Source organism: Mycobacterium sp. NGS45 (assembly GCF_059812645.1).
Window position 1 is genome coordinate 67983 of record NZ_JCALDB010000012.1, and the last position, 26768, is coordinate 94750.

Below are 26768 nucleotides of genomic sequence, written 5' to 3' on the forward strand. Positions count from 1 at the left end.
TCACCGCCCGGTCGATGTGACACAAGGTGACACATGAGCCCAGGTATCCAGTTTCGGCGTGTCGTTCGACGCGGCTGGTCTCACCGAATTTCTACGGTGAGGTGGACGCATGAAGATCCCGAGTTACGTCACGGTGCGCGAGTTCGATTCCGGCCGCCGTTACGAAGTCAGACTCGAAGTGACCGGACCCGACGGCGTGCGGCATCAGCGCCGCCGCCGGTTCCGCACGCTGAAGGAGGCGGTCGACGCCTACGCGAAGGTGCCTGCCGAGCGCGGCGCCGGAACGTTCACTGCGCCCTCCGAACTAACCGTGAAGGCCGCGTGCGAGACCTGGCTGGCCGGAAAGCGCATCAAGCCGACGACGCACTCCGCGTACTCCGCCGCGCTGGCTCCGGTGATCGAACGCTACGGGGACCGGCCGGTGCAGAAGATCGTCAAGGCCGACGTGGAGAAGCTCGTCGTGGAGCTCCGTGACGGCACCGGCCCACGCGGCGTGTGGGCACGCACATCGATCAACCCGATGCTCGCGCGGTGGCGCAGCGTGTGGAAAGACCTTCAGGCACAGGGCATCCTGCCGCGCAACGTAGTCGACTTGGTGGAGCCGCTGCGTCGGCCGTCGGGCGCACCGGACCTGAAGCTGGACGACGTTCTGTCCGAGGCCGAGGTGGAGCAGCTCGTCGACGCCCACGCGGTGTCCGCCCACGCGGCGGGCGACCCTCCGAAGGAGGTGCGCGAGACCGAACACGCAAGGCTCCGTGAACTGTTCGTGCACCTCGCGCTGTTGGGTCTGCGCCGCGGTGAGCTGGCCGGGTTGCGGTGGTCCGCGATCACCCTCGACGCCGAGACACCGACGCTCGCGGTGCGGGCGACGAGGGTGTCAACCGCGCACGGTGTGATCGAGCAGGCCGATGCCAAGACCCTCTCCAGCGCACGGGAACTCGACCTGCCGCCGCACCTGATCCCGATTCTGCGACGGGTACGGCGGGAGCAACGCGAGATGCGCTTGGCCGTCGGTGACAAGTGGGAGGGACCGGCGGACCCGTTCGTGATCGCGCACCCGTTCGGCCGGCCTGTCAGCCCGCGGGCACTCAACGCCTGGTGGAACAGGTCCTTGGCGTTCGCGGGTGTCGCGCACCGTCGCCTGCACGCATCCCGGCACACCGCGGCGACGCTGCTGCACCTGCGCGGAGCACCCACGGCCACGATCGCGGCGTGGCTCGGTCACGCGGACGGTGTTCTGGCGATGCGGACGTACGCGCACACCAGCAGGGAGTCGCTGGCGTCCGCGGCGGTGTTGCTGTCGCCCAGGGTGTCGGGGGAGCGGTGACGTGTTTCGGCGTGTCGTGCAGCTCAGTCGTCGGAATCGCAAACCCGTGATCGGATTGCGGGCATGAGCACCACCGACCCGGCCGCGCTGGCCGCGACGATCGCCGCCGTCCTGGCCGCGACGCAGACCGAACCCGCACCCGCCGCGGAGCCGACGACCGTACTGACCGTTGGACGAGGCGGCGGACCGACTCAGGGTGTCGCGCTCGCTGATCTACTCCCAGCTGCGGTCGGGGGAGTTGCGGTCGATCCGGCTCGGCCGCAGACGGCTGATCCCGTCGACGGAAGTGGACCGGATCATCGGCGAGGCGGCATAGGCCCCGGTGGCACCTGGCCCTCTGCTCGGGCTACGCCCGCCGCAACGCGTCACGGAGCTCGCGCATCCACATCTGCGTGAACCCCACCCGCTCGTCGTGCGGCACATCCGAGGCGACCAGCTCTGCCCAGACCGTCGCCGTGTGCTCGTCGAGTTGGGCGTCGTCGGACAGCAGGAACGCCACGGCGGCCCGCTCCGCCACGGACAGGTCCGGTGTGAGTTCGCCCGCCGTGGCCGCACGCATCAGCCTCGTCTCCCAGGTGCGTCGACGGTCACTCATTGTCGTCCCGCACCTCGCGGCGGAGCACCAACGCCATCACAGGTTCGCCGACGAGTTGCGGCAGTGGTCCCGGCTCACTGATCGCCCACCCCGCGGCGTCATCGCCGGACACCGCACGCGCAGCGTTGGACGGGTGCTCGAACCGGCCGAGGTAGCTGGGCCGCCCTGACAGTTCCTGTACCTCGGTGAGTGCGGCCGACCCGACCGCGGAGTAGGCAGCCTCGTACGCGTCGACGAGTACCAGCGCATCTCCCGGCAGCTGGTCGAGGATGCGGCGCAGCTCCGCGACCGTGGTCGGCGGTGGGAACGCGCTCCTATCGGTCACCGCTCCAACACCTCGTCCTCGATCCGCCGCTCGAACCAGGCGACCACGTCATCGCCGAAGCCTTCCGCGAGCGGCTTGTCCATGCGGACCATGCGCCAGCCCTCGCTCAACAGCTTCTTCATCTGTGGATTCAACTCATGCATGGTCGCCGCACTGATCGTGATGCGCTCCGGCTCGTCGGCAGTCACTCCAACTCCTTCGCGGGTTCGTACCCCTTCCCCTCCGCGGCCGCGCACGCTGCGCACAGGGTGCGGTACCAACCACCTGCCGTGACGTGCCGTGAGCCCGGACCACCGCAAAGCTCGCATGTCGCCTCGCAGCGGTCCTCTGCCTCTCGAACCAGTGCGCGCATCCGCTCGCGGTCTGCCTCTGAGATCGACTCGGACGCACCGAAGTAGTAGCGCAAGCCCGCGAACTTCTCCTTCACCTGGTGCAACTCGTAGTCAGGGTCGATCGCGGCCAGCGCCTCGTCGACCTGGATGATGATCGAGTACCAGCCGCGCGAGCAGCTGATCCACCGACCCCAGCCATCAGGGATGCGCATCATGATCGCGCGGAGTCCGTCCTCGAATCCCGCTGCGTCGTCGGGCATGTGGATCTTGTTGAGCAGAGCCTCCCGATCCAACTGCGTGTTCGCCTGCCTCGCCGAGGCGAGTGCGGCCTCGGCGCTCTCGGCGTCGGTGCCCTCGACGATCGCGTGTGCCAGCTCATTGATCGCCGCGCGCGAGGCCGCTAGCGATGCCTTCTCAGCCTCGGTCATCTCCTCGGGCACCTGCAACCGTCTGAGCCAGCGGTACGTCTGCGGGTACCCGCATCGCGATTCGGTCTGCGCGGCCTCCGCGCCCCACAGCGTGGGCGCCCAGACTTCCACTGCAGCGCGCAGTGCACCGGGTTCGCCGAGCACGGCACGGACACCGAGCACCTCGCCTGTCGACCAGACGCTCTCGTACGACGCCCAGCCGTTCGTGCGCACGAGCGCTGCCCGCTCGCGGAGGTCGGCGGCACGGCGGTCACGGTCGGCATCCGTCGGTTCATGCAGCGGCATGGCGCCAGTCTGACCGGTCTCACTGACACCTCGCGAGCCCTTTCCCCGATGCAGGTTCCGTTGCGCATGCAACCGAACCAGCAACATCGCCCGGACCAGCGGCGACGCCTCAGCGCGTTGCAGGATCACCGAACTACACTGCGCGACTGGAGAATCCAGCTATCCCGTGTCGTACTGACGTGGCAGCCTTCTACGAATGAGCAACACCACCGCTACCCGTCCCGTGATCCGCGCCCGCACCGCCGACATCGCCCGCACCGCCGAGTTCCTGTCCCTACTCTTCGACGCGCCGGTGACGATCACCGCGTCGGATGAAGTGGTAGCCGCACCCGCCGAGCGGCACCTGGTGCTGATCGTGTCGGAGACAGGAGGCACGCCGTGATCACCGAGGTCAAGCTCCAGTCGAACGATGCCGAGAGCACCGCCCGCTTCTGGTCCGCGATCCTCGACGTAACGGCCGAGGAGCTGGGCGACGGTCGCCACCGCATCACGCCGGCCACCGGTCCTGCCGTCGTGGTGAGCACTTCACGCGTGTGGGAGACGATCAGCCGGTACGTCGACCTGACCGTCTCGGTAGACCCGGGCGCAGCGGATCGGCTGCGGGAGAACGGGTTCGATGTTTCCGCCGATGGATCGCAGGCCGTGGACACGAACGGCACGGACGGCACCGTGTTCCTGGTGCGGACGTAGTTACAGCCCCAGCACGGTGACGGCGTTCCCGATGAGCGGCGCGGACTCACGCACGTAGCGAGTGACCATCGCCGGCGTCCGGTGGCCCGTCTGCCGCATGATCGAGTGGTGATCGGCGCCGGCACGCGCGGCCTGGGTTACGAAGCCGGCGCGCAACGAGTGCCCACCGAGACGCTCGACCGCTTCGGGATCGAAGCCTGCTCGAAGTGCACGCCGCCGGATCACGGCGTGGACACCGGCACCTGAAAGCGGACCCTCGGACAGGACTCCGTTGCGGCAGGAGCGGAACACGGGCGAGCGGCGGTCGATCTTCGGTGCGCGCGACCGACAGACGTGGCGGCTGCCGAACGGAGCGGCATCGGTGAGCAGTCGGATCACCGCGTCCTTGCTTCCGGCGTCGTACTCGGAAACCACTGCGGCCCAACGCACGAAGGCGCACGCGGGGCAACGCAGCGGATCTTTCGTCCGGGGCAGCGGGTACACCCCGCCTTCACCGAGCTGATCGGTCTTGCTCTTGCGCAGGTGCACGTGGACACCATCCGCGGCGTGCAGCTCCACGTCGGCGCCGGTGAGTCCGCTCAGCTCGCTGCGGCGGAAGGCTCCCGCGAACCCCATCAGAAGCAGCGCGCTGTCACGGCGCTCGCAGACCTGCGACACCCACGTGTCGGCCTGCTCTCGTGCAGCGGTCACCAGGAGCACCACATCGTCCGTGAGCAGCGGAGTCCGGGGCTGCCGTGGGCGGTCGCCCCGAGACGCGTACTGCCGCCGGATCCCCGCCATGGTCTGACGCACCAGTTCATGCCCCGCCGGGTTCGGGTCCACGCCCGCTCGGCGGTGTCGGTCGAAGATCGCCGAGGACCACTTGCCCAGCGACTGCGTCGAGTACGCGCGCTCGCCATCCGGGTTGATGGTCTCGGCGGCGTCGACCAAGTACGCAGCGATCACCGTGGGGTGCGCCGGCAACGAGTCGTACCCGGCGCGGCGGCACCAGCCCTCGAACCGCCTCCAGGCCGAGCTGTACGCGCGGCGAGTGCCCTCGGACTGGCTGTCGATGGTGGCCAGCCGGATCCGCTCCACTGCATCGGGCGGCAGGTCCGGCGGCGCGGCGGCGGCGTTGACGGCGGGAAGCATCATGGCCGGCAACGTAGGTCCGACACCCCGCAGCGCCGGTACGCGGCGCGAGTACGGACACCCTGGATCAGCCGCCTCGACCGCCGAGAATCTCCACCCTTGCTAGCCCGTTTCCTCAGCTCACCGCCCCGTCATGTGCGGGAAGTGAAATTCTCGTCGCCTCGCGCGCATCCGTCTCGAGTGACTGTGCAGGGACTGGTGGAGAGGCGGGTTCGGGGTGGGTGAAGCGGGGGGTGGTGGGGCCTCGGCGACAGGTCGGACGAATTTCTCGTCGGTAACGCGGGTTGGGTTTGACCTGTGGATTCGAGGCTGGCGGTGTGTGAGTGTCCGCGCACCCGGCGTCGACTCCGGGCTTCGGCCCGGCGCAGCGGAGTAGGCCGCCACCAGTCGAACGTCGCGACACCGACACACCTGTGCCCCGCTGTTTCCGGCAGGGCACAGTCGTGTTCATCGTTCGCGACCGTGGAGGTTCGCAGGATCAGCTCGAAGTCGCCAGCCCAGGCCGGCAGCCGGTTGGCTTCCTTCTACCGCCGCGAAGTCCGCTCCGGCAGCAAAAGGCTGAGCTACAGCCGCCAGGCGACGGTGACGAACGCCAACACTCCCAGCATGGCGATCAGACCGGCCATGATCCCGGCCAGCGAGTACGGCAGGTGCGGATCCTGGGAGCGGAGCGCGGTGCTTTCCTGGTGGTGCTGGATCCAGGCCAGAGTCAGGGCGGTCAGGCCGATGCCGATCATCACCATGCCGACGACCCAGGGGCTGGCGACGGTGCGGTGGTTCTGTTCAGCTTGGTACTGGAAGAACTTGAAGATGGTGAAGCCGAACGCGATCAGCGACGTGCTGGTGCGGATCCAGGCCATGGTGGTGCGCTCGAGCGCCAGCCGGGTGCGTTCGACCGCCAGCCGGGTCGAGGTGTCCAGGGCGGGCGGCTCGGTCATGATCGCTCACCGCGGTGATGCGCAGTTGCAGCCGCGGCGACGTGGTGTCCTCGGATCAGGATCATGACGCTGACCACGAACACCCACACCGGGAACGCCAGTGTCGCCCATTCGATCCGGTCGCTGACGACCAGCAGCGTCAGTGCCGTCACGTAGCTCGCAACGGCCAGCCAGCCCGGCATCAGCGCAGTCTTGAGCCAGATCGTCGCCAACGAGATCATGAACACTGCGGCCATGCGCAGGGCGTAGGTCTTGCTCGCCGACACCATCACCGCGGTGGCGAAGTCGACCACCACCGCCTGCACACCGGAGTCGCCCCCGCCACCGACGGCGACCAACCCGGCGGCCACCGCGGTGGCGACGAAGATCATCGCCACGAACAGCAGCCCGCTGCCCAGGAAGACGGTGGCGTAGAAGCGATCCTCCACGCGGCCGAACCCGTCTCGCACCACCGCCAGGAACCACAGGAAGCTGATCCCGACAAAGGGCATCAGCACCGTCACGGTCGTGATACCCGTGTCATCGCCGGGTGCCCACCGGGCTTGCGCTCCGCCGGCCTGCCCCATGGTGGTGTGGATCAGCACCTGCGTGACGGCGAACAGGATCGCGAACACCACACCGGCCAGCCCCGCCGCGCGGGGCGTCGACAACCGGTGCACGACCGACCCGGACGGCGCCGAGACACCCGTCATCGCGTCGACCCTCCGGATCGGTGGGGCCAGGGGTGTGCCAGCCGATCATCGCCGGTAGAGATCACACTGAGGTTCACAGCCGAAATGCCGTGTACCGCTGCGGTTGCCGGGCCGCGTGACCTAACCATCTGCCGACCGGTTCTAGTTGCAGCCACTGGCGTGGACCCAGCGTCCGTTGTAACCGATGCAGCCGCTGATGTTGGAGCCCGGCGGCGGTGGCGGAGGGGGTGGTGGGGGTACGTCTTCGGGCAGCGGGGCGTAGTAGGCCGGCGGCGGCACATACGGGGCCACGGCGTCGGCGATGTTGACACATCCCCCGACCGTGATGCGGCGCCCGCCGCTCGCGCACACATCCGCGTTGGCCGTACCTGCGGGCACCAGCAGCACGATCGCGCCGGGCAGCGTCAAGAACGCGAGCGTGACGGTTGCGACGCGGGCCCGGATCGACCGAGGCGATCTGTTCACGACGGTTGTCCTTCAAGCGCGTTCGGCTCGCTGTAGCCGCAGCGGTTGCGGAAGTCGACCAGCGGTTGGCGGATGCCCCGCAGCTCCGCGAGTTCCTGGGGGTGTGCGTCGAAGAACACCTTGCTGGCAGCGGGTACCTCGTCGTGGGGACGGCCGTGCAGGCTGGCGAAGAACTCGTTGACGTCGGGATGAGTGAACAGGTAGACGGAAGTCGCTGCGGCGACTCCGGACGCGATGCCGGCGAGGTCAGCGGGAGTGCAGTTCGGCGGGCGGGGCGGATCCGCAGCCGGGTCCGCGGTCGCGGTCGCCCCGCCGAGCAGCGCTGCGGCGCTCACCGCGAGCGCTCCGGCAACTGCCAGGCGGGTCAGTGTCGTGGGCATGGGGGAACTCCATTCTTCTGGTCGAACCGGATGAACTCTTGCCGCCGCTGGTCGAGGTGACCGCGGCCGGACCCTGCGCGGGGTGGCCCCGCGCAGGGCCGGGGGTTACTGGCGGGCCAGGGCGATCCGAACCGCCTCCGCGGGGTCCACGTGATGGCCGGCAGCGTCGGCGGCGTCGTCGATGGCCAACTGCACGCCGCGGATCCGGCCGGTGAACCGGTTGTCGCCGGGGCGGTAGTCGGGCGAGACCGCGGCGCCGGAATCCGTTCCGACGTCGCAGCCGTCGTCGGCGGAGAAGATGTTCGGCAACGTCGCCTCCACCTGACCGGTGCCCACCGATTCACCGTCGATGAACAGCGTCACCGTTCCGCCCTTGGCCAGGCCCGGGCCGTCGTAGTCGAACTCCATCCGCACCTGATGGGTTCCGGCCGGGATCGGGTCGGCGGATTCGGCGTAGAAGCACTTGACCCCGCCGAGGTTGTAGCAGTACTTCAGTTTGCCGCCGTGCGCGTAGAGGCTCCAGCCGCCGATGTTGGCGCCTTGGGCGATGATCACGCCCTCGGCGCCGCCCTCGGGCACTTCGATCTCGGCGGTGACCGAATGCGACTTGTTCTTCACGTTGAGCACGCAGTTCTCTGAGAGCCGCCCCATCCCGCCGAACAGCACCTGCGTATTGCCCTTGATCAACGTCGGGCGGCCAGCCAGGTCGGAATTCAGCCGCTTGTTCAGATCATCGTCCAGCGGCAGCACATTGTACCGGGTCGCCTCGATCAGCCACAACCGCTGCAGTTCGTGCAGCCGCTCCGGCTGCTCCTTGGACAGATCCTTGGCCTGCGTCCAGTCGACGGTGGTGTCGTAGAGCTCCCACACGTCGTCATCGAAGGCGACGGTCTGTTCGCCCATCAGCAGCCACGGCGTCTTGTGCTTGGTCACCGCAGTCCAGCCCTTGTGGTAGATGCCCCGGTTGCCGAACATCTCGAAGTACTGCGTCTCGTGCTGATCGGCGGCGTTGCCGTCGCCGAACGAGTACAGCATGCTGGTGCCCTCGATCGGTGCCTGCGCCACGCCGTTGACGAACAGCGGCGCCGGGATTCCGGCGGCCTCCAGCAGCGTCGGCGCCACGTCGATCACGTGGTGGAATTGATCTCGGTGCTCGCCCTTGGCCGCGAAACCGCCCGGCCAGTGCACCAGGGTGCCGTTGCGGGTGCCGCCCCAGTGTGAGGCCACCTGCTTGGTCCACTGGTACGGCGTGCACATGGCGTGCGCCCAGCCCACCGCGTAGTGGTTGTAGGAGTCGGGGCCGCCGAGCTCGTCGAGGCGCTCCATCAGGAACTCGGGGGTTTCCAGGGCCGCCATGCCGTTGAAGTTCAGCATCTCGTTGAATGTGCCGTTGAGGGTGCCCTCTGCGGACGCGCCGTTGTCGCCGACGATGTAGTAGATCAGGGTGTCGTCGAGCAGGCCCAGTTTCTCGATGGAGTCGATGAGCCGGCCGACGTGGTGATCGGTGTACTCCAGGAACCCGGCGTAGACCTCCATCTGGCGGCGCAGCACCGGTTTGAGGTCCTCGGGCATGTCGTCCCAGGCCGGGATCTGCTCGGGCCGCGGCGTCAGCTGCGCGTCCGCCGGGATCACCCCCAGTTCCTTCTGCCGGGCGAAGGTCTGCTCCCGTACCACATCCCAGCCGGCGTCGAACTTCCCCTTGTACTTGTCGATCCACTCCTTGGGGGCGTGGTGCGGGGCGTGGGTGGCGCCGGGGGCGAAGTAGGTGAAGAACGGTTTGTCCGGGGCGAGTGCCTTCTGCTGACCGATCCAGCTGATCGCCTTGTCGGTCATGTCCTCCATCAGGTGATAACCCTGCTCGGGGGTGCGGTCCACCTCCACCGGATTGGTTCCCTCGTACAGTGACGGGTACCACTGGTTGGCCTCGCCGCCGATGAATCCGTAGAAGTACTCGAAACCACCGCCCGCCGACGGCCAGGCATCGAACGGCCCGACCGGGCTGGTCTGCCACACCGGCACCTCGTGGCACTTGCCGAACTGGGCGGTGCTGTACCCGTTGAGCTTGAGGGTCCGCGCGATCGGCGACATCGTGTTCGGCAGCACCGAGCTGTAGCCCGGCTGGCCCGTGGCGATCTCGGTGATCCCACCCATCCCGGCCGAGTGGTGATTGCGCCCGGTCAGCAGGGCCTGGCGAGTGGGTGAGCACAGCGCGGTGGTGTGAAACCGGTTGTACTTCAACCCGCCGGCCGCCAGCCGCTCCGCGGTCGGGGTTGCACACGGACCACCGAACGCGCTGGCCGCCCCGAAACCCACATCATCAAGCAGGATTAGCAGGATGTTCGGGGCACCGTCGGGCGGCCGCACATCCCGGATCGGCGGATGCGGGGTGTCGGGATCCTTCGCGTCATAGGTGATCAACCCCGTTCGCGGGGCACTCGGAATCGGCAGATGCGTCCGGGAAACCTGGTGATCCGTACTCACTTACGCGTGTCCTCTCCATCGGCCCCACGGGCCAAACTCCCACACGCCGGCGTTTGCCGACGCGTCTCCATCCTTCACGATCCGACTACCACACTGCCCGACTCGCGCGAATTTAACTGGGCGACAGTGGATTTTGATCAGTCGATACTCTTCGACACCTTCGGAGGGGTCCAGCTTCCGTCGGTGACCGCCGGCGACGCCATAGCCGCTACGGGTACTGCCGGCGAGCTGAGTGCGGTGACCCATCCCGGCCACCGCGACCCGCCGCTAGTCAGCAGGGCTGTCCCGGCGGGGTGTAGTACGGCACGCCTTCGACGGTGTAGCACGGAATCTCCCCCGGCACGTAAGGCACGGCAGCCGAATCGATGGCGACCCCGGCGGCCACACCGCCCGCGATGGCCGCACCGGTGGCGATGTGCGCGATGGGCGCGCCACACCCCTCAACACCGACGAAGCGGCCATGCGCGCCGGCGCAGATGTCAGCCGACGCGCTGGGTGCGAGGAAGATCATCGGCGCGATCGCCAATCCCGCCGCGGTGAACAGCGTTCCAACGGGTTTCTTCATGCGTGCTTCTCCTTGTCGCGATGTACATGGGACCGGTTCCGTTGAGGGGCCATCGGCGGTTTCGTCAGACATGTCACGATCCGCCGCCGGGCCGTTACAGCGCGGAGTGCCGCGCCGCGGGGGTGGGCTTGCGGCGCAGCAGGTGCGCGAGCGCGCGGACCGCGCCGCGGGCGGCGTAGGCACCGGCGATCACCGACATCACGATGAGCACGACGAACATCGGCAACCAGTTCGCGTGATGATGGCTGACGTGCCACCACACGACGGTGAACAGCACAGTGCAGACGAACACCACGATGTCACGCCAGCTGCCCTGATAGTTTGCCGCCGCCTGACGCAGCTCACGGCCGCGCTGGTCGGCGGTGACCAGGTCATCGATGCGCGCCCCGATCATCTGGGACAGCGCCGCGCGCCGCTGCACCTGATCCTCGGGGATGCGGTCGAGCATGTCGAGGTCGGCCTTGATCACCGCGCGCACATCCGGTGCTTTCAGGTTGCCGGCGACAGCGCCTAGCAGTGCACCGCCGGCGATCGGCGCGGCGCCCAAAGCGATCTCAGCTATACCGGGCACAGCGCTGCTGCCTCCTCACGGCCATTGCGCCCCACCACGATCGGATCGGCCACAAACGAAAGCGGTCCCCCGACCGGGCCTCCACTCTGCACGATCCAGCAGGCACTCGCCTTGACGTTGCTGGACACATTATTGACCATTCTGGACATGCATCTGGTCCGCGGATCGTCACTCACCGGGTTCGCACCGCTCGTCACCGCCCACGGTGGAGATCCGGCCGCTCTGCTGGCCACCGCCGGGGTCGACCCCGCCGACGCGGGCCACGACGATCGGTTCATCCCGCTGCGCAGCGCCATCGTCGCAGTCGAGACTGCGGCAACAATGCTGAGCGCGCCTGACTTCGGCCGCCAACTCGGCCGGCGGCAGAGCATCGACATCCTCGGCCCAGTCTCCGTCGCCGCGCGCACCGCAGCGACAGTCGCTGAAGCGTTCGATGTCCTGGTCACCCACATGGACTCCCACAGCCCCGCCATCTCCGCGCGCATCACCGCGCACGTCGATCCGCAGCTGCGCCGGTTCGAGTACGACTTCCTGCTGCGCCCCACGCCGCCGCAAAGCCAGGCACTCGAACTGGCTCTCGGACTCACTCTCCAGGTGCTGCGGTTGTTCCTGGGCGCCGCCTACCGGCCGGTGGCGGTGCACCTGCCGCACCCGCCGCTGGGTACCACGGCCGACTACCACGAGTTCTTCGGCTGTCCACCGCACTTCAACGATCCGATCGGCGGGTTCACCCTGCGCGCCAGCGATCTGCAGCGCCCACTCAACCACGACCCGCTCGCGCACCGCGTCGCCCTCGCCTACCTGTCCGACACCCACGGGCGGCGCGCACCCGACATCGCCGACACCGTGAGCAGCATCATCCGACAGCTACTACCGACGCGGAAATTGTCCGCCGAGCAGGTCGCCCGCCAATTCGGCATCCACCCGAAGACCTTGCAACGGCGCCTCGCCACCGAGGGAACCAGCTATGCCGAGTTGGTCGACCACACCCGCCGCGACCTGGCCCACCGCCTGCTCACCGGCACCGACCTACCCGTGGCCCAGGTGGCCCGCCAACTCGGGTACGCCGAGCACGGCGTGTTCACCCGCGCCTGCAGGCGCTGGTTCGGGGTGACGCCGACGGAGTATCGGACCAGCCGCTGATCCGCGCGCTACGACGACCCGCGTTCGATCGATTCGATGACCTCAGCGTGGGAGTCCCTCGACAATCCGAGCAACCCGCGGGCCAGGTCCGCGAGGAGGCCGTCGCGGGGCCCTCTCAACCAGGCCAGCTCCTCCTGCATCGCCAGGTAGTACTCGTCGTCGGTGAAGTAGGCGGCGTCGACTCGGAAGAACTCCGCGAAGGCGTGAATCGTCGTCTCCGACGGGTTCGTTCGCCGGCCGGTGCGAAGCTGCGACAGGTACGGCCGCGACACCGGGTAGCCGAGATGCGCCAGCCCGTCGGCGACCTCGGCGTCGCGGTACGGACCCCGTCCGGGCGGGTACACGGACTCGAACAGCAAATTCAGCCGCGCCGCGAAGCTCGGTTCCCCCGCAGCGCTGGCGTCAGGTGCCGGCGCACCCCCGACTGTCTCAGCGCTCATTCCGCCGTTCCCTTCCTCTGCACGAGATAGCACCGGCGCTGCAAACCGATTCCCACTCGGCGTGCAGCGCAACTGATCCCCGCCCTGCCTCCGGCAGCAAACTCTCGGTTCCTCGTCCTACACATCTTCGCGGGAGCTGAGCCGCTGTGACCTTGACATCTCAGGACTGCTTCTTGATTTTCCTGGACACCGGGGTTGAGGGATGGCCGCACTGCTGGACGCCTTCCGGTTGTAGGCTAACCGGGTTCGTGTTCCGCCTCACCGGCCGCGCCACGTCACGGCGCCGCACATGACACACACTCACCAGAAGCGGCAGCCCCTTCTCCGCCGGTGAACCGGCACCGTCCCCGCCGCCCTCGTAAAGACGGCGCGGCCCTGCGGTACCTCACCGAGTGGCGACGGGAAGTCGAACGAGCTGAACGCCTCCACCGATCAGGTGGCTACGTCTACATCGGCGACATCGGCTGCCCGTGCTGCCAAGGCGAGATCTGGGATGACTCCCGTGACCGCCTCGAAGCGCTCGTCCACCGTGGTGGGAAGCACGCCCACAGGCTCCGGGCGGAGGTGAATCGGCTCGACGAGCGGTTCCGCGCGGTCACCATGGAACGTGATGCCTGGGCATCGGCGCCGTGGTGGCGCCGGCGGAAACCGTGGGACTGACCTGTCCGAGGGTGAAACTCCCTCGCGACGTGTCACCGCCCCGGCTTACGCTCCGGTGCATGACCGAGTCCGCGCCCGTCGAGCTGTGTGACTGCCCCCGCCGCGACCACGTCGGGTCCTTCGATGGTTGTTGCACGAATCCGTCGCTGCGCAGCGAGGAGCCCGAGCCGCTCGGCCGGTACACCGAGTGCGGGTGCTGCTTGGCCGACTGCCCAGACGTGCACCCGACGCCGACACCCGGGTTCGGCCCGGTCCCGGGCTCCCTGGTGATCGCCGAGGAGTACTTCTTCACGTTGCCGGCTGAGAAGCAGCAGGCGTTGCGAGAGCAGGAGGCCCGCGGCGAGCTGCGGATCGCTCCGCAGTCGGAGATGCGGCTGCCGGGGATCGACTGATGAAGCTGTCGCTGATCGTGCTGTACGTGCCGGATCCGGTCCTCGACCGCGCCGCGGCGTTCTACGGGGCGATCCTCGACGCCGAGCCCGTACGGGAACAGCACGGCGAGTACGGGCCGGAGCACTGGTCGGTCACGTGTCCGGAGACCGGCCTGGCGCTGGAGCTGTATCCGGCCACATCGCGGCCCCACACCTCGACCCGGCTGGAGTTCCACGACTCGGATGTCGACGCCGCGGCGACCAGGTTGATGGACAAGGCTTACGCGCTGCCCGAACGCACCCGCGATGGTGGCGGTTGGTGGGTGAGCGACCCGATCGGCAACACCGTGGTGCTGCTGCCGAGCTGAGAGCAGCTACCCGCGCCGCGCGCACCATCTTGTCGGTGCCGCCGACATGCTCGGCCCATGAACGAGACGACCTGGACCAAGCCCGCCGCCGAGGACACACCACCGGAACTGCTCCATGAGATGCGCGCACTGCTCGCCGAGTTCGAGGAGCTCGACTCCTCCGCCGACGGGTACGTCGAGGCCGTCACCGCGCTGCGGGTGGCACGGGACGCCGTGGCCGCCGCGGTGGCCGCGTCTGATCCCGCCTGCATCGAGGCGCAGCGGGACGGAGCAGAAGCATGAGCACCGAGCCCGTGTACGACAACGAGGACGTCCACGACGACGGCGAGCAGTGGCTCGACGAGGAGCGCGACCGCGACTGAGCCCCCGTCCCTGACACAGCAACCCCCCGCTACCTGAACGGTTGCGGGGTGTTCTGTACTGGGCTCAGCGGACGGTGGTGGGATCGAGACGCGGCGTCGAGGGAGACGGCTGCCCCTCACCCGTACCCGTCGCGGTGGACTCCGCCGAGTTGGGTCCACCTCCGGTGGCGGGCTTCGGGGCACCAGGGATGCCGGTCGACGGAACTCCACCCGCAGCGGGTGTGTCCGGTACCGGACCGGCCGGCTTCGCGGCGCTGGCATCGGCCGGTACCGTGGCCGCCGGCATACCAGTCGGCACCACCTGATCCACAGCGTTCAGGGTCTGCCCCGACACCGGCTGCGTACCCGCAGCGGTGTTCGGGCTGGGGTCGTTCAGGTGGAAGTAACCGCCCCTCGACCCCATGTCCTGCGGCAGCTGCGACGCATCCACGACCTTGTACTCGGCCAGGTCGTAGAAGCGCCCGTCACCGAGGAGCAGGTAGCTTCGGTCCCCCGCGACGAGGAGATCGCCCGGCTTGGCCTGAGCCGGTGCGACCTGGCTGCCGGGGTCCTGCCCGGGCACGGGCGGGGTGAGGCCGGCCATCTTCGCGGCCTCGGAGAGGCTGAGCGGGTGAGCCGGGTCCGCCGCCGAGAGGAGCTGCGCCATCTTGGCGGTCTTCGCGTCGGGGAACGTGGTCTTGTTGCCCTTGACGTCGACCTCCTTGCTCGGCTCGGGCGGCGCGGCCGGTCCCTGCGCGGCGGTGGGTGCTGCGTTCGCGGCAGCGGCGGCGGGCTGGGCCGGGACCATGGCCGGGGCGCCGGGCCGCTCGGCGGCGGTGAGCGGGTCCGGCTTCGTCTTCGCGTTCTCGGTCTTCGACGCGGCGAGCGACGGCTTGGTCTCGGACTTCTCCTTCTTCGGCTCGTCTCCGAGCTTGCGCTCGGACTTCTTGTCCTCGCCCTTCTTGCCGTCGTCGAGCTTGCGGTCGCTGCTGGTGTCGAGGGGCTTGCTCGGCGAGGTGCTGAGCGGCGATCCCCCGCCCGTACCGAGCGGCGACCCGCCGAGACCGCTGCCCAGGTTCGGGGTGCTCGGCGTGGTCGGCGTGGCGGTCTTCTGGTTCAGCGTGCGGAGCAAGTCGCTCAGCGGGTCGTTGGTCTTGGTCGGCGTCTCCGTCTTCGTGGGCGTGGCGGTCGGTGCCTGCGACGTCGGGGTGACCGGGTTCTGCGCCACAGGAGCGGTCTGCACCGGGTCCGTCCTCTTGCTCGGGTCGATGCGCGTCCCCGTGCCAGCCGCGACCGTAGCCGTGAGTACCGCGGCGGGCTCACCGAACAGCGCCGCGATGTTCCGGTCCGCCGCCTCAACCGTGGAGACCGCAGCGCTCAGCGCCGAGCTGCCCGCCTGCGCCGCCGCCTGGTCGCTGAGCTTCCCGGCTTCGACGAGCTGCTCGCGCGCGCTGCGGTTCGCGTCGAGGATCGCGGTGTACGCCTGCCCTGCCCCGTCCGAGGCGGCGGTGAGCTGCTGTAGGAGCGGCTTGGCCTGCTCACGGAGCTGCTTCATCGCATCGAGGTGGGGCTGCAGGCGTGCCTTGTACTCAGTGAAGTACGCCTCTCCCGCGCTCGACATCACCGTGTCGATCTCGGTGAAGAGGTCGCTGAGCCCGCCGAGCCATTCAGTGGCCGCCTTCTCCACCGAGCTGACCGGTCTCATCGGACAACTGCTGAAAGTCGACACATATTGACCCCATCGCCGGGGAATGTGTCCGGTGCCGTGTCGGCGTGTCGTTCCGCGTGACTGGTCCTTTTCGGATCTCACGATGGGATGGGCACGTCTGAACCGGTCGTCGCAGCCGGCATCGGCGGGATCGATGTTGGCCAGTGCCAGCAGTTCGGCGGGGTCGCCGCCGCGCGCCGCGACGAGCGAGTCGAACCCGGTCAGGCACGATCCTCGGATCAACTGCATGTCCATGACAGTCAAGAAGTTGTCTAACAAAGTCAAGACGCGCGGTGGTTGGATACTGCAGAGTTATTTTCCGGTCGGGGACCGCAGCGTTGCGGTCGTCCCGACCATGGTTGGCCGCAGCGGCCATGTGTCTTGGGAAGGGGCCGTGTTGTCTGAGGGGCGCAGTAATCAGGTTGTGGCGCCGGTCCTGCCGGATGGCGGCGTGCTGCCGTTCCCGCCGGTGCCGTCCGGCAGTGTCGCGGGCCGGACGTTGCAGGATTCCACGTACAGCCCGCGCAAGGTCCCGCGGCGGTTGCACGAGGACACGCCGAACATCGTGATCGTGCTGATCGACGACGCGGGTCCGGGCCTGCCGTCGACGTTCGGCGGCGAGGTGACCACGTCCACCATGGATCGGATCTGCCGCGAGGGCGTTACCTACAACCGGTTCCACACCACCGCCATGTGTTCGCCGACCCGTGCGTCGCTGCTCACGGGCCGCAACCACCACGAGATCGGCAACGGGCAGATCGCCGAGCTGGCCAACGACTGGGACGGCTACTCCGGGAAGATCCCGCGCAGCAGCGCCACCGTGGCTGAGGTGCTCAAGCAGTACGGCTACGCGACATCGGCGTTCGGGAAGTGGCACAACACCCCCGCCGAGGAGACCACCGCGGCCGGGCCGTTCGAGAACTGGCCCACCGGCCTGGGTTTCGAGTACTTCTACGGGTTCCTGGCCGGCGAGGCGTCGCAGTACGAGCCGAACCTGGTGCGCAACACCACTATCGTTCCGCCGCCGCGTACCCCGGAGGAGGGGTACCACCTCTCGGAGGATCTGGCCGACGACGCCATCGGCTGGCTGCGCCGGCACAAGGCCTTCAACGCCGACAAACCGTTCTTCATGTACTGGGCCAGCGGCTGCCTGCACGGCCCGCACCACATCATGAAGGAATGGGCTGACAAGTACGCCGGCAAGTTCGACGACGGCTGGGACGCCTACCGGCAGCGGGTGTTCGAACGCGCCAAGGACAAGGGCTGGATCCCGCAGGATTGCCAGCTCACCGAGCGTGACCCGCAGCTGGCCGCCTGGGACGACATCCCCGAGGACGAGAAACCCTTCCAGCGCCGCCTGATGGAGGTGGCCGCCGGCTACGCCGAACATGTCGACGTGCAGGTGGGCCGGCTCGCCGACGAGCTCGACGCCCTCGGGTACGCCGAGAACACCCTGTTCCTCTACATCTGGGGCGACAACGGCTCCTCCGGTGAGGGGCAGAACGGCACGATTTCGGAGCTGTTGGCGCAGAACGGGATCCCCACCACGGTGCGCCAGCACATCGACGCCCTCGACGAGCTCGGCGGTCTGGACGTGCTGGGCTCGCCGCTGGTCGATAACCAGTACCACGCGGGCTGGGCCTGGGCCGGTTCCACCCCGTACAAGGGCATGAAGCTGATGGCCTCGCATCTGGGCGGTACCCGCAACCCGATGGCGGTCCGGTGGCCGGCGAAGGTCGCCGCCGATGCCACCCCGCGCACCCAGTTCCTGCACTGCAACGACGTGGTGCCGACCATCTACCAGGTGGTGGGGATCGAGCCGCCGCGCACCGTGTCCGGGGAGACCCAGATGCCGTTGGCCGGTGCCGGTTTCGCGCAGACGCTGGTCGATCGGGACGCCGAGGGCGGCAAGAAGACCCAGTACTTCGAGATCATGGGCAGCCGCGGGATCTATCACGACGGTTGGTTCGCCGGCGCGGTCGGGCCGCGGTTGCCGTGGGTGCCCGGTCTGCCGCCCGGAATGGCCACGTGGACCCCGGATCAGGACGCCTGGGAGCTGTACAACCTGGACGAGGACTGGACTCAGGCCCACGATCTGGCCGCGGATATGCCGGAGAAGCTGGCGCAGATGCGTGAGACGTTCGCGATCGAGGCCGCGAAGAATGCGGTGCTCCCCGTGGGTGGTGGGCTGTGGGTGCCGGTGTATCACCCCGAGTTGCGGATTGCGCCGCCGTTCACCGAGTGGGAGTTCGCCGGCGACATGATCCGGATGCCGGAGTTCTGCGCGCCCGGCCTCGGTAACAAGAACAACACGCTGACCATCGATCTCGATGTTCCGGAGAACGCGAACGGCGTGCTCTACGCGCTCGGCAGCGGTGCCGGCGGCCTGACCTGCTTCATGGAGGACGGGTACCTGTGCTACGAGTACAACCTGTTCATCCTGATGAAGACCAAGATCCGGTCTGCGGACCCGGTCGCAGCGGGTAAGCACACCCTCACCGTGACCACCGCATACGCCGAGGCTCGGGCCGGCGGTCCGCTGAACATCGGTATCGCAGTCGACGGCATCGAGGTGGCGTCCGGCACGGTGCCGGTCAGCGCGCCGCTGCTGTTCACCGCCAACGACTGCCTGGACATCGGCACCTGCTTGGGGTCGCCGGTGTCGATGGATTACCGGGAGAAGGCGCCGTTCCCGTACGAAGGGCTGATCCGCACGGTGCACGTCGCCTACACCTGACGGCACAGGCGCCACAACGGCCCGCGCCGCAACACGAACACCGCACTGACCGGCGGAGAGGTCAGTCGAGCACCCCGATCTACCCCGCGGCGAGGTTGCGGTCGAGTGGCCGAAACCGCAGTCGTTGTGCACGTCGCCTTGCGGGATCTGAGGTTCGAGGCGGGGTTCGGATGGAAGTTTGCCAGGAGCCCAGCAGGTTGATCTGGGAAACATTGCCCGTGCAAGGAGAGAATCTAATTCTCAGGTTTCTCAGCGCATCCTCGGCTACGTTGGGGCCCAACTGCGCTCGCGATCACATCCGTGTGACCGCGAGTCTTTCCTGTATTCCGGTGTATACCACTGTAATTGACGCACAACCGCAAACGCCGAAGCCCGCACTCGACACAATCTGCCACTTGCCTACCGATAAATGCATTCCGGAGAATTCTCAGCTTCCTATTAGGTAGCGACCCCGGCGTGAATTATTGACCACGCCGTTAGGAGCGAGTAAATGGAAGTACGACTTCGTCCGTATGCGACCGCCGGGATAGCGCTGTTGGGGGCTAGCGCCATCGCAATCACACCGGCCGCGCCACCGCCGACTGCGGACCTACGTGCCTCCGATCAAGCGGTCACGCTGTCCGCCGCCGTCGACCCGATCGGCCCATGGGTCAATCTCTTCCACACCTCATCCGACAACACCACGCAGCTCGCCGACACGTTCTTCGAGGCGCCGGCGCCGGTGCTGCAGCAGGTGATCGTCAACCAACTCAATCAGTTGGGGGAGGTGCTCAATGACCCGGCCAGTATCGGAGATGCGCTCGAAGCGACTGGCGCCAACCTGAAGGCGGCATTCCAGATGGCCACCTTCCTCGGCTTGGAAATCGACCCGAATGACGACACCACTCTGGTGCCGCTACTGCAGAGCAACGACGGGTTCCATGCGGCATTTGCGGCCCTGCTCCCGATGTTCCTGCCGGCCTCGGATCCGGCCACCGCCGATCTGATCGCCGAGGTGGTGCAGTTCATCTCTTCACCGGTCAGCGGTGTTCTGATGGGGGCGATCGGCCCGGTCGTCAGCCCGGTGGTGGCATTGGTCAACAGCGTTTCGGCCATTGCCAATGCCGCGAACCTCGAGGCGGCGCTGCAGGCGCTGGTGGCTGCGCCGGCCGAGGTCGTCGGTGCGTTCTTCAACGGCGCGACCCTCAACCTCGATCCGCTGCTGCCGCTGATCTCGGACGCCGTGCCCTTCCCGGAGGGCATTGCCCTGACGTCGCTGAGCCTGGCGTTCGGTGGGCTGCTCACGCCCGGCGTGACCGGGTTGGGCCCCGAAGGCGGCACACCGAACATCGAAGTGAACAACGGCATCGGCGGTTCGATCTTCAATTCGGTGGGCTTGACGGTCGATCTCGGCGGTTTCGCCCTGGCGGTTCCCGGCCAAGCCGTCGGCCCGCTCGGTGCCCTCGTCAACCTCTCGCAGATGATCGCCGCAGCAGTCGGCTGGGACGGTACGGGAAATCCGTTGACCGACGTCACCTTCCCGACGGTCGATCCTCCGGAGACACCAGCCGCGCTGACCGCCCAGGCCCCGGTCGAGGTTCAGGGTCCGGCTGATATTCCGGCCTCGGTGACGGGCGATAGGAGTCCAATCGTGGATCTAAAGACCGATCCTGCCTTGACGCCGAAAGATGTTGTGCAGGAATCGGTCCCAACGGACGGGGATGCCAAGATGGTGTCCAAGCTCGCCGAGCAGGTCAGCGACGGCGCCGCATCGTCTGGACTGACACCGGACACCAACGCCTCGGAAAGCACGACGACAGTCAAGCGCGCAACCCCGGGCAGCCGACTGTCGAGCACGCTCGAGGACGCCCGCACTCAGGTCAAGCAGAAGGTCTCCGACCTCGGTAAGAGCATCCGGGACAGCCTGCCCAAGCGACCGGGCACGCAGAAGGCCGACGACAACGCCACCAGCGAGTCGGCAGACAGCACCGACACCGGCCCCAAGAAGCGCGCCGAGAAGAAGCGCGCCGTCAAGAAGGACGCCGGTAGCGACGCTGCCTGATCGGTAACGGCCCCGCCTCGGGGGGCGGGGCCGTTACCGTCGTCGCGCAGAAGCTAACTGGCGCTGGGGACTACGCCGCGCGGCAGGATCAGCGGCAGGTCGTTGTAGGTGACGATGCCCGGCTCGGCGGCCACCACCGCGGGGATCGCGTTGATCGGCGGGGTGGCGGTCATGATGTGCCCGAGCACCATGAACTCCTCGAGCGTGGTGGCTTCGAAGTCCGGCGGTGGCAAGAAACCGACCTTCATCGTCACCGTCGGTCGCCCGGCCACCTCGATCACCCAGCCGTCTTGGTCGATCTGCCAATCCGGTTCCAGCGTCTGGCCTTTGCGCCACAGGATGTTGATCTCCACCCGGGACACACCGTCGACGATGCCCTTCCAGCTGATGTACACGCCGGCCACACCGCCGGCCGGGATGGTCCACGAGCCCAGGTCGAGATCCTCGGTGGTCTTCGCGTATTCGGCGTCGCAGCGCACCTCGTCGAGGTCGATGCCCAGCGCGTCGGCCACCATCCGCACCGCCTCGCCGAACACCCCGGTGCCGTGCGCGGTCATCGCCGGCAGGTCGGGATCGTCGATGGGACGCCCGAAACCGACCGGGCGCTCGGTGTCCGGGGAGTCGTAGAACGTGGTGTCGGCGGCTTCGTTGACGGTGATCTTGTCGACGCGGTCGCAGATCCCGGCGGCCACCACCGACAGTTGGTTGACGTAGCCCGGGCTGATCCCGGAACCGAACATGGTGGATCCGCCGCGCCGGCAGGCGGCTTCGATCCTGCCGCGCCCGTCGCCCTGGTTGTGACCGGTGATGAACGACGCCGTCGCCACCACGTTGATCCCGGCCTCCAGGATGCGGACCAACTCGTCGACGTTGATCCACATCGGGTTGTAGACCACTACGTCGGGCTCGAGCCCCAACAGCGCGTCGACGTCGTTGGTGGCCTGCACGCCCAGCGGTTCGATGCCGCACAGTTCACCGACGTCGCGGCCGACCTTCTCCTCCGACCAGGCATAACAGCCCACCAGCTCCAGGGTGGGGTTCTTGGCGATCGCCGCCACCGAACTCTTGCCCACGTTGCCGGTGGTCCATTGCACGACGCGGTATTTCGACACGGTTGATCCCTTCCGCCACGACCCGGATAGCTTTTTTCACGACCGTGAGAAAACTAACACGGGCTGTCAAGGCCCGGCCCCGGTCACAGCGGCGCAGGCGTTAAGGTGACCGCGATGACCGACAGCGCGGAGGGCACGGCTGACCAACCCGTGCACCGGGAAAGCCGACCCCGACGGGGCCGGCCACGTCGCATCGACCGCGATCAGATCATCGCCGCCGCACGCGAAGTAGCCCCCGGCGGTCTGACCATGCAGGCGGTGGCCGACGCGCTCGGCGTGGACCGCACCGCACTGCACCACTACGTCGGGGACCGGGACGGGCTGGTCGAGCTGGTGGTCGCGGACTGCTTCGAAGCCGAACTGCGCGCCACCGAACTGCCCGAGAACGCGCCCTGGCAGGAGATCCTGCGCGCGCACGCCACCGCGATCCGCAATGGGGTGCGCAAGGCCGGAGCGACCGGGATGAACTTCCGGATCAGCGGCATCGGCGGGGCTGCCAGCCTGGCGCTGGCCGAGCAGGTGTTGCGGGCTCTGACCGACGGCGGCTTCGGCGTCGACGAGGCCGGCCGCGTCCTGACCCTGGTCACCGGCATCGCGTTGTCGGCCGGCCATGACGTCCTGGGCTCGCCCGAGTCGCGGATCAAGCATCAGACGCCGGAAGTCGAACGCGCGCTGAAACAGTTTGCCGCAGGCGAGTTTCCGCTGCTGGCTGCCGTCACCGAGCAGCGCGGCGCGCCGGGCGTGGACGACTTCGAGTTCAACCTCGGCGTCGTCATCGCCGGCTTGGAACAGTCGCTTCACTGAGCGATTTCGGTGCGTTTGGGTGCGCTGAGCGCCCCCAAACGCACCGAAATCACGAGCCGGGCAGCGTCGCCAGCCCCGGACCCCACACCGACTCGGGGTAGACGTTGACGCTGTACTTGATCTGGTAGCCGGTCGGGGGAGTACTCGAGCACAACCGGGCGACGTAGGCACTGCCGTCGGTGTTCTCCTTGGTCAGGCTCGCCTCGCGTTCGCAGGTGGCAGCCGGTTTCGGTACCGGGTCCGGCGTGAAACCGACGTCGGTCAGCAACTGCTCGGCGGTCTGGAAGTCGTCCTCCTCGACGGCAGACACGATCACCGTCCAGATCTTGCCGCCGCCCGAACCGGGCACCTCTTCGGCGCTGCCCTCGATGTTTCCGCGCACCAGCGGGATGTCGGCGGGGAAGCCCTGCGGCAGCGAATCCGCCGGCGCCGCATCGGCGTTCGGGGTCGAGGCGGCCACGGTCTGGTCGGTCGTGGACTCCGCGGCGGTGCTGTCCTCACCGCCCCGGCCGGCGCACCCGGTCAGCGCGAGCGCGGCACCCACCAGCGAAACCGCCAGCACCGCCAGTGATCGATCTCGACACACCATGCCGACAGTCAATCAGATGCGGCCGCGGCACCGGCAGATCGGCGGCGCCGGGCAGTCATTGCCGGGGCATCTCGGCGTTGATCCGGTTCAACACCGCCGGATAGCGCTTGGCCTCCGGATGGTTGCCGGGTTTGCCGCTGCTGACGATGCCGACCGACAGTCGCCGCGACGGATCGGCCCACACCGCGATATCGACCAGACCGGTATGCCCGAACGCGCCCGCGGCGTCGCGGCCGAACGGACCGAACCGCCGCGACCCGAGCATGTACCCGGTGCCCCACCGCATCGGCTGCAAACCGGTGGCCACATCGGGACGCAGCCGCCGGGCCTCCCGGGTCGCGGCGTACAGCGTCTCCGGGCGCAGCACCCGGACGCCGTCGAGTTCGCCACCCCGGCACAGGATCTCGGCGAATCGGGACAACTCCTCGGCGGTGGACACCGTGCTCGACGACGGCACCACACTGGTGAGGAAGGCGGGGGTGTTGCTGAACGGAATGATCTCACGCATGGTCCCGCCGACCGCCAGTTTGAACGCCCGGGCCATCGGCGGGGGCAGCGGTTTACCGGTCGGGTGACTCGGCGCGACCAGTGGCACGTCGGCGGCGGTGACCCCGTAGTTGGTCCAGCGGAACCCGAGCGGTTCGAGGATCTCGGTGGCCAGGATCTCGCGGATGCCGCGTCCCGTTGCGGCCAGCACGATCTCACGCACCAATGGACCCCAGGTCAGGCCGTGGTAGATGTGCACCAACCCGGGCCGGTACACCGGTTTGAGTGCGCCGAGCATCTGCTGCGCGTAGTCGCTGTCGTCCATCCGGCGCAGGTCCGGGCGCGGGCCGGTGGCGAACGGCACGCCGGCGCTGTGCGTCATGACGTGCCGGATTGTGGTGCGGTGCTTGCCGTGACTGGTGTAGCTGGGCAGGTAGTCGCAGACCCGGTCGTCGAGCGAGAAGTGCCCGCGTTCGACGAGCATGTGCACCACGGTGGTGGAGATCGCCTTGGCCGCCGAGTAGACGCAGAACGGGGTGTCGGTACGCACCGGGACCTTCTCGGCGTCCGGCCCGTCGTCGGGGCCGTTGCCCCAGCCGTGCCCGATCGCCCGGTTGAGCACCACCTTGCCGTCCCGGCGTATGCACACCTGGATGGCCGGGTGCATACCGGCCGCATACCAGTGCCGCACTGACTGCCAGATCCGTTCCACGCCAGCCGAATCCACATCGGTGTGATCTTCGACGCCACGCGCGGTCACCGATTCCAAGTCCGCAGGGACCGCGATCCGGCCGTCGGCGCTCATACGTCCTGCCGATGCAGCGTCGCGGCCAGGTGATGCTGCAGCGGCAGACCGACTGCAGCCATGGCGACCCGATAGCTCAGCGTGTCACCGCTGAGCTCGAACATGCGGGCCACCGCGGTGACCGCCTTGGCCGAGGAGGTCAGGCCCACCGTCGTGGACTGCAGCTCGAGCGTCAACGTGTCGGCGTCGGCGGCCAGGCTGCCCTCGTCGATCTCGGTGATCCCGGTGGGATGTGCCAGCACCAGCTCGACCCGCCCGGGGGAGGGCACCCGCAGGTAGCCGACCTCGGCGTGCAGCGGCCGGCCGTCATCGGCCGCCCGGGTGCGCTGCGCGTAGCTCAGGAACGGCTTGCCGACGTGACCGAACGTCACCTCTTCGCGGTACTCGAAGCCCTCGATGGACGGGTACTCACCGGCACCGAGCCCGGCCCAGGTGCCCAGCAGAGGAGCCAGTACGACGACGTCGGGATGCAGGTCCACCACGTCTGCCAGCCTACGGGGCGCTCAGTCCCGCACCGCGCGGGCGAGCACGTCCACGCCGCGGGCCAGCTGGGGTTCGGTGAGGTTGGCATAGCCCAGGATCAGGCCGGGTTCGGCCGCCTCAGGGTCGGCGTAGCAACGCGCCATCGACTCCACCCGCACCCGGTCTGCAGCCGCGCGCTGCACGACGGCGTCGACGTCGGTGTCCGCGGGCAGCCGCACCGCCAACTGCACCCCGGCGGCGGTGCCCAGCACCTGCGCTTCCGGCAGCCGTTCGGCGAGCACCCGGACCAGCGCCTGGCGGCGACGCCGATACCGCCGCCGGGTCAACCGTAGGTGGCGGTCATACCAGCCGGAGTTCAACAGCTCGGTGAAAGCGATCTGGTCCATCACCGAGCTACCGAGATCGGCCAGCAGTTTGTCGCGGCGCAGCTGCCCGATCAGCTGCTCGGGGGCGACCAGCCAACCCATCCGCAGCCCGGGCGACAGCGTCTTGCTGGTGGACCCGGTGTAGACCACGCGGTCCGGTGCCAGGCCTTGCAGCGCCCCGACCGGGGCGCGGTCATAGCGGTATTCGGCGTCGTAGTCGTCCTCGATCACCAGGTTGCCGGACCGGGCCCAGCCCACCAGCTGTGCGCGGCGCTGCGGATCGAGCACCGCGCCGAGCACCGACTGGTGGGCCGGGGTGCAGACCACGGTGCGCGCGGCAGTGCGGGCCAGCGCGCCGACGTCCAGGCCGTACTCGTCCACCGGTACCGGCAGCGGGTCGATCCGGTGCCGGCGCAGGATGCGCGGGTGCAGCCAGAACCCCGGATCCTCCACGGCAACCGGGGCATCGGCAATGTGCGGGGCGAGCAGCGCGATCGCCTGGGTGACCCCCGAGCACACGATGACGTCGTCGGCGCCGGCCAGCACGCCGCGGGTGCGGCGCAAGTAGTCGGCGATCGCCCGGCGGCTCGCCGGCAGACCCTGCGGGTCGACGTAGCCGAAGTCGCGGACCGGGGTCGCGGCCAGGCCCCGGCGCAGCGCCTGTACCCAGGCGTGCGTCGGCACGGTGCTGAGATCCGGTGTGCCCGGCAGGAAGTCGACGTCGTAGACCGCCGGGGTGGCGGGTGCTGCCGCTGCTTCCAGCGGGGCCGGTGTATCAACCCGGGCCACCACCGTGCCCGAGCCGCGGCGCGCCACCAGGAACCCTTCGGCGGCCAGTTGCTCATAACCCTCGACGACCAGTCGCCGCGACACCCCGAGATCGTTGGCCAGGGTGCGGGTGGACGGCATCCGGGTATCCGGTGCCAGCCGGCCGGCGCGGATGGCGTCGCGCAGGCTGTCGGCGAGTTGGCGGTACAGCGGTACCGGGTCCTCGCGATCCAAGGGCAGCAGCAGTTCCGGGCCGAAACCGGCCGCCGCAGGATTGGTACCCGATTTCTTCACCGAAGTGGAGCTTAATCGGCGACCAGTACCGGACTAGCGTTCAACCTG

General features: G+C 68.3%; 30 protein-coding genes. 11 read left to right on the top strand and 19 right to left on the bottom strand.

Translation table 11 applies throughout. The annotated features are described in order from the left end of the window. Nucleotides 1-109: 109 nt before the first annotated feature. Together AC5Y3P_RS12895 and AC5Y3P_RS12900 are read left to right on the top strand one after the other, a co-directional pair. On the top strand, nt 110-1327 hold the full coding sequence (locus tag AC5Y3P_RS12895; RefSeq protein WP_500046295.1) for a tyrosine-type recombinase/integrase: 1218 nt from the start codon (nt 110-112) through the stop codon (nt 1325-1327). Between the two features lie 196 nt (nt 1328-1523). Further along, nucleotides 1524-1643, top strand: a complete 120-nt coding sequence (locus AC5Y3P_RS12900; RefSeq protein WP_500046407.1) for a MerR family transcriptional regulator — start codon at nt 1524-1526, stop codon at nt 1641-1643. Nucleotides 1644-1673: 30 nt separating this feature from the next. On the opposite strand, the gene AC5Y3P_RS12905 is transcribed toward AC5Y3P_RS12900, so the two are convergent. From AC5Y3P_RS12905 to AC5Y3P_RS12920, 4 genes are read right to left on the bottom strand one after another with little or no spacing between them, the layout of a single operon-like run. Continuing rightward, nucleotides 1674-1922 carry a hypothetical protein gene (locus AC5Y3P_RS12905; RefSeq protein ID WP_500046296.1) on the bottom strand — a complete coding sequence of 83 codons (249 nt, stop codon included), beginning with the start codon at nt 1920-1922 and terminating at the stop codon, nt 1674-1676. Next, the gene (locus AC5Y3P_RS12910) at nt 1915-2247 is read right to left on the bottom strand and encodes a hypothetical protein (protein WP_500046297.1); all 333 of its coding nucleotides are present in this window, start codon (nt 2245-2247) and stop codon (nt 1915-1917) included. Before AC5Y3P_RS12910 ends, AC5Y3P_RS12905 begins: the two co-directional genes overlap by 8 nt. Continuing rightward, entirely contained in the window at nt 2244-2435 is a 192-nt protein-coding gene (locus AC5Y3P_RS12915) for a hypothetical protein (protein ID WP_500046298.1), read from the bottom strand. The genes AC5Y3P_RS12910 and AC5Y3P_RS12915 overlap by 4 nt, the downstream gene beginning before the upstream one ends. After that, on the bottom strand, nt 2432-3421 hold the full coding sequence (locus AC5Y3P_RS12920) for a hypothetical protein (RefSeq protein WP_500046299.1): 990 nt from the start codon (nt 3419-3421) through the stop codon (nt 2432-2434). Before AC5Y3P_RS12920 ends, AC5Y3P_RS12915 begins: the two co-directional genes overlap by 4 nt. A 67-nt stretch (nt 3422-3488) precedes the next feature. Here AC5Y3P_RS12920 and AC5Y3P_RS12925 point away from each other — a divergent pair, with 67 nt between their 5' ends. Together AC5Y3P_RS12925 and AC5Y3P_RS12930 are read left to right on the top strand one after the other, a co-directional pair. Further along, nucleotides 3489-3674: a hypothetical protein gene (locus tag AC5Y3P_RS12925; protein ID WP_500046300.1), complete on the top strand. Its 186-nt coding sequence runs from the start codon at nt 3489-3491 to the stop codon at nt 3672-3674. Beyond that, entirely contained in the window at nt 3671-3982 is a 312-nt protein-coding gene (locus AC5Y3P_RS12930; protein ID WP_500046301.1) for a hypothetical protein, read from the top strand. The genes AC5Y3P_RS12925 and AC5Y3P_RS12930 overlap by 4 nt, the downstream gene beginning before the upstream one ends. Here AC5Y3P_RS12930 and AC5Y3P_RS12935 read toward each other — a convergent pair whose 3' ends face one another. From AC5Y3P_RS12935 to AC5Y3P_RS12970, 8 genes are all read right to left on the bottom strand, one after another. Then, nucleotides 3983-5116, bottom strand: a complete 1134-nt coding sequence (locus AC5Y3P_RS12935; RefSeq protein WP_500046302.1) for a site-specific integrase — start codon at nt 5114-5116, stop codon at nt 3983-3985. A gap of 560 nt (nt 5117-5676) precedes the next feature. Continuing rightward, nucleotides 5677-6051: a YidH family protein gene (locus AC5Y3P_RS12940; protein ID WP_500046303.1), complete on the bottom strand. Its 375-nt coding sequence runs from the start codon at nt 6049-6051 to the stop codon at nt 5677-5679. Continuing rightward, the gene (locus tag AC5Y3P_RS12945) at nt 6048-6743 is read right to left on the bottom strand and encodes a hypothetical protein (protein ID WP_500046304.1); all 696 of its coding nucleotides are present in this window, start codon (nt 6741-6743) and stop codon (nt 6048-6050) included. The genes AC5Y3P_RS12940 and AC5Y3P_RS12945 overlap by 4 nt, the downstream gene beginning before the upstream one ends. A gap of 141 nt (nt 6744-6884) precedes the next feature. Further along, nucleotides 6885-7187 (bottom strand): hypothetical protein, encoded by a 303-nt coding sequence (locus AC5Y3P_RS12950; protein WP_500046408.1) that lies wholly within the window; start codon nt 7185-7187, stop codon nt 6885-6887. 17 nt (nt 7188-7204) lie between these two features. Next, nucleotides 7205-7588 carry a heme-binding protein gene (locus AC5Y3P_RS12955; protein ID WP_500046305.1) on the bottom strand — a complete coding sequence of 128 codons (384 nt, stop codon included), beginning with the start codon at nt 7586-7588 and terminating at the stop codon, nt 7205-7207. A gap of 105 nt (nt 7589-7693) precedes the next feature. Beyond that, nucleotides 7694-10069, bottom strand: a complete 2376-nt coding sequence (locus AC5Y3P_RS12960) for a sulfatase-like hydrolase/transferase (RefSeq protein WP_500046306.1) — start codon at nt 10067-10069, stop codon at nt 7694-7696. A 271-nt stretch (nt 10070-10340) separates the two neighbouring features. Continuing rightward, entirely contained in the window at nt 10341-10634 is a 294-nt protein-coding gene (locus AC5Y3P_RS12965; protein WP_500046307.1) for a hypothetical protein, read from the bottom strand. A 94-nt stretch (nt 10635-10728) separates the two neighbouring features. After that, nucleotides 10729-11205: a hypothetical protein gene (locus tag AC5Y3P_RS12970; RefSeq protein WP_500046308.1), complete on the bottom strand. Its 477-nt coding sequence runs from the start codon at nt 11203-11205 to the stop codon at nt 10729-10731. A 147-nt stretch (nt 11206-11352) separates the two neighbouring features. Here AC5Y3P_RS12970 and AC5Y3P_RS12975 point away from each other — a divergent pair, with 147 nt between their 5' ends. After that, on the top strand, nt 11353-12348 hold the full coding sequence (locus AC5Y3P_RS12975; RefSeq protein WP_500046309.1) for an AraC family transcriptional regulator: 996 nt from the start codon (nt 11353-11355) through the stop codon (nt 12346-12348). An 8-nt stretch (nt 12349-12356) separates the two neighbouring features. Here AC5Y3P_RS12975 and AC5Y3P_RS12980 read toward each other — a convergent pair whose 3' ends face one another. Next, nucleotides 12357-12788 carry a transcriptional regulator gene (locus AC5Y3P_RS12980; RefSeq protein ID WP_500046310.1) on the bottom strand — a complete coding sequence of 144 codons (432 nt, stop codon included), beginning with the start codon at nt 12786-12788 and terminating at the stop codon, nt 12357-12359. 719 nt (nt 12789-13507) lie between these two features. Between AC5Y3P_RS12980 and AC5Y3P_RS12985 the strand changes: the two genes are divergently transcribed. The 3 genes from AC5Y3P_RS12985 to AC5Y3P_RS12995 are packed head-to-tail and all read left to right on the top strand — an operon-like array spanning nt 13508 to nt 14469. Further along, entirely contained in the window at nt 13508-13840 is a 333-nt protein-coding gene (locus tag AC5Y3P_RS12985; RefSeq protein WP_500046311.1) for a hypothetical protein, read from the top strand. Beyond that, entirely contained in the window at nt 13840-14187 is a 348-nt protein-coding gene (locus AC5Y3P_RS12990) for a VOC family protein (RefSeq protein WP_500046312.1), read from the top strand. Before AC5Y3P_RS12985 ends, AC5Y3P_RS12990 begins: the two co-directional genes overlap by 1 nt. A 57-nt stretch (nt 14188-14244) precedes the next feature. After that, nucleotides 14245-14469 (top strand): hypothetical protein, encoded by a 225-nt coding sequence (locus AC5Y3P_RS12995; protein ID WP_500046313.1) that lies wholly within the window; start codon nt 14245-14247, stop codon nt 14467-14469. A 144-nt stretch (nt 14470-14613) separates the two neighbouring features. Here the strand turns inward: AC5Y3P_RS12995 and AC5Y3P_RS13000 are convergent, their stop codons facing one another. Continuing rightward, on the bottom strand, nt 14614-16491 hold the full coding sequence (locus AC5Y3P_RS13000) for a hypothetical protein (RefSeq protein ID WP_500046314.1): 1878 nt from the start codon (nt 16489-16491) through the stop codon (nt 14614-14616). Between the two features lie 100 nt (nt 16492-16591). On the opposite strand from AC5Y3P_RS13000, the gene AC5Y3P_RS13005 reads away from it, so the two are divergent. Together AC5Y3P_RS13005 and gjpA are read left to right on the top strand one after the other, a co-directional pair. Next, nucleotides 16592-18973 (top strand): arylsulfatase, encoded by a 2382-nt coding sequence (locus tag AC5Y3P_RS13005; protein WP_500046409.1) that lies wholly within the window; start codon nt 16592-16594, stop codon nt 18971-18973. Between the two features lie 490 nt (nt 18974-19463). After that, on the top strand, nt 19464-21014 hold the full coding sequence (gene gjpA, locus AC5Y3P_RS13010; RefSeq protein ID WP_500046315.1) for an outer membrane porin GjpA: 1551 nt from the start codon (nt 19464-19466) through the stop codon (nt 21012-21014). Nucleotides 21015-21067: 53 nt separating this feature from the next. Here gjpA and AC5Y3P_RS13015 read toward each other — a convergent pair whose 3' ends face one another. Continuing rightward, nucleotides 21068-22126: an NAD(P)H-dependent amine dehydrogenase family protein gene (locus AC5Y3P_RS13015; protein ID WP_500046316.1), complete on the bottom strand. Its 1059-nt coding sequence runs from the start codon at nt 22124-22126 to the stop codon at nt 21068-21070. A 114-nt stretch (nt 22127-22240) separates the two neighbouring features. Here AC5Y3P_RS13015 and AC5Y3P_RS13020 point away from each other — a divergent pair, with 114 nt between their 5' ends. Further along, nucleotides 22241-22930 (top strand): TetR/AcrR family transcriptional regulator C-terminal domain-containing protein, encoded by a 690-nt coding sequence (locus tag AC5Y3P_RS13020; RefSeq protein WP_500046317.1) that lies wholly within the window; start codon nt 22241-22243, stop codon nt 22928-22930. 49 nt (nt 22931-22979) lie between these two features. Here AC5Y3P_RS13020 and AC5Y3P_RS13025 read toward each other — a convergent pair whose 3' ends face one another. Genes AC5Y3P_RS13025 through pdxR form a run of 4 tightly spaced genes read right to left on the bottom strand, consistent with a single transcriptional unit; the run spans nt 22980 to nt 26720 of the window. Next, a complete protein-coding gene (locus AC5Y3P_RS13025) occupies nt 22980-23519 on the bottom strand; it encodes a hypothetical protein (protein WP_500046318.1) in 540 nt (179 codons plus the stop codon). A 55-nt stretch (nt 23520-23574) separates the two neighbouring features. Beyond that, nucleotides 23575-24810 (bottom strand): lipase LipE, encoded by a 1236-nt coding sequence (gene lipE / locus AC5Y3P_RS13030; protein WP_500046319.1) that lies wholly within the window; start codon nt 24808-24810, stop codon nt 23575-23577. Further along, nucleotides 24807-25292 (bottom strand): peroxynitrite isomerase, encoded by a 486-nt coding sequence (locus AC5Y3P_RS13035; protein ID WP_500046320.1) that lies wholly within the window; start codon nt 25290-25292, stop codon nt 24807-24809. Before AC5Y3P_RS13035 ends, lipE begins: the two co-directional genes overlap by 4 nt. 21 nt (nt 25293-25313) lie before the next feature. Next, nucleotides 25314-26720 carry a MocR-like pyridoxine biosynthesis transcription factor PdxR gene (pdxR, locus tag AC5Y3P_RS13040; RefSeq protein ID WP_500046321.1) on the bottom strand — a complete coding sequence of 469 codons (1407 nt, stop codon included), beginning with the start codon at nt 26718-26720 and terminating at the stop codon, nt 25314-25316. Between the last annotated feature and the right edge of the window lie 48 nt (nt 26721-26768).

Excerpts from the sequence above, each read along its gene's own strand:
- AC5Y3P_RS12980 (WP_500046310.1), bottom strand. The coding sequence starts at position 12,788 with ATGAGCGCTGAGACAGTCGGGGGTGCGCCGGCACCTGACGCCAGCGCT.
- AC5Y3P_RS12935 (WP_500046302.1), bottom strand. The coding sequence starts at position 5,116 with ATGATGCTTCCCGCCGTCAACGCCGCCGCCGCGCCGCCGGACCTGCCG.
- gjpA (WP_500046315.1), top strand. The coding sequence starts at position 19,464 with ATGGAAGTACGACTTCGTCCGTATGCGACCGCCGGGATAGCGCTGTTG.
- AC5Y3P_RS13005 (WP_500046409.1), top strand. The coding sequence starts at position 16,592 with ATGGTTGGCCGCAGCGGCCATGTGTCTTGGGAAGGGGCCGTGTTGTCT.
- AC5Y3P_RS12955 (WP_500046305.1), bottom strand. The coding sequence starts at position 7,588 with ATGCCCACGACACTGACCCGCCTGGCAGTTGCCGGAGCGCTCGCGGTG.
- AC5Y3P_RS12905 (WP_500046296.1), bottom strand. The coding sequence starts at position 1,922 with ATGAGTGACCGTCGACGCACCTGGGAGACGAGGCTGATGCGTGCGGCC.
- AC5Y3P_RS12995 (WP_500046313.1), top strand. The coding sequence starts at position 14,245 with ATGAACGAGACGACCTGGACCAAGCCCGCCGCCGAGGACACACCACCG.
- AC5Y3P_RS12925 (WP_500046300.1), top strand. The coding sequence starts at position 3,489 with ATGAGCAACACCACCGCTACCCGTCCCGTGATCCGCGCCCGCACCGCC.
- AC5Y3P_RS12990 (WP_500046312.1), top strand. The coding sequence starts at position 13,840 with ATGAAGCTGTCGCTGATCGTGCTGTACGTGCCGGATCCGGTCCTCGAC.
- AC5Y3P_RS13025 (WP_500046318.1), bottom strand. The coding sequence starts at position 23,519 with ATGGTGTGTCGAGATCGATCACTGGCGGTGCTGGCGGTTTCGCTGGTG.
- AC5Y3P_RS12940 (WP_500046303.1), bottom strand. The coding sequence starts at position 6,051 with ATGACCGAGCCGCCCGCCCTGGACACCTCGACCCGGCTGGCGGTCGAA.
- AC5Y3P_RS12945 (WP_500046304.1), bottom strand. The coding sequence starts at position 6,743 with ATGACGGGTGTCTCGGCGCCGTCCGGGTCGGTCGTGCACCGGTTGTCG.
- AC5Y3P_RS12895 (WP_500046295.1), top strand. The coding sequence starts at position 110 with ATGAAGATCCCGAGTTACGTCACGGTGCGCGAGTTCGATTCCGGCCGC.
- AC5Y3P_RS12975 (WP_500046309.1), top strand. The coding sequence starts at position 11,353 with ATGCATCTGGTCCGCGGATCGTCACTCACCGGGTTCGCACCGCTCGTC.
- AC5Y3P_RS12985 (WP_500046311.1), top strand. The coding sequence starts at position 13,508 with ATGACCGAGTCCGCGCCCGTCGAGCTGTGTGACTGCCCCCGCCGCGAC.
- AC5Y3P_RS13000 (WP_500046314.1), bottom strand. The coding sequence starts at position 16,491 with ATGGACATGCAGTTGATCCGAGGATCGTGCCTGACCGGGTTCGACTCG.
- lipE (WP_500046319.1), bottom strand. The coding sequence starts at position 24,810 with ATGAGCGCCGACGGCCGGATCGCGGTCCCTGCGGACTTGGAATCGGTG.
- AC5Y3P_RS13020 (WP_500046317.1), top strand. The coding sequence starts at position 22,241 with ATGACCGACAGCGCGGAGGGCACGGCTGACCAACCCGTGCACCGGGAA.
- AC5Y3P_RS12965 (WP_500046307.1), bottom strand. The coding sequence starts at position 10,634 with ATGAAGAAACCCGTTGGAACGCTGTTCACCGCGGCGGGATTGGCGATC.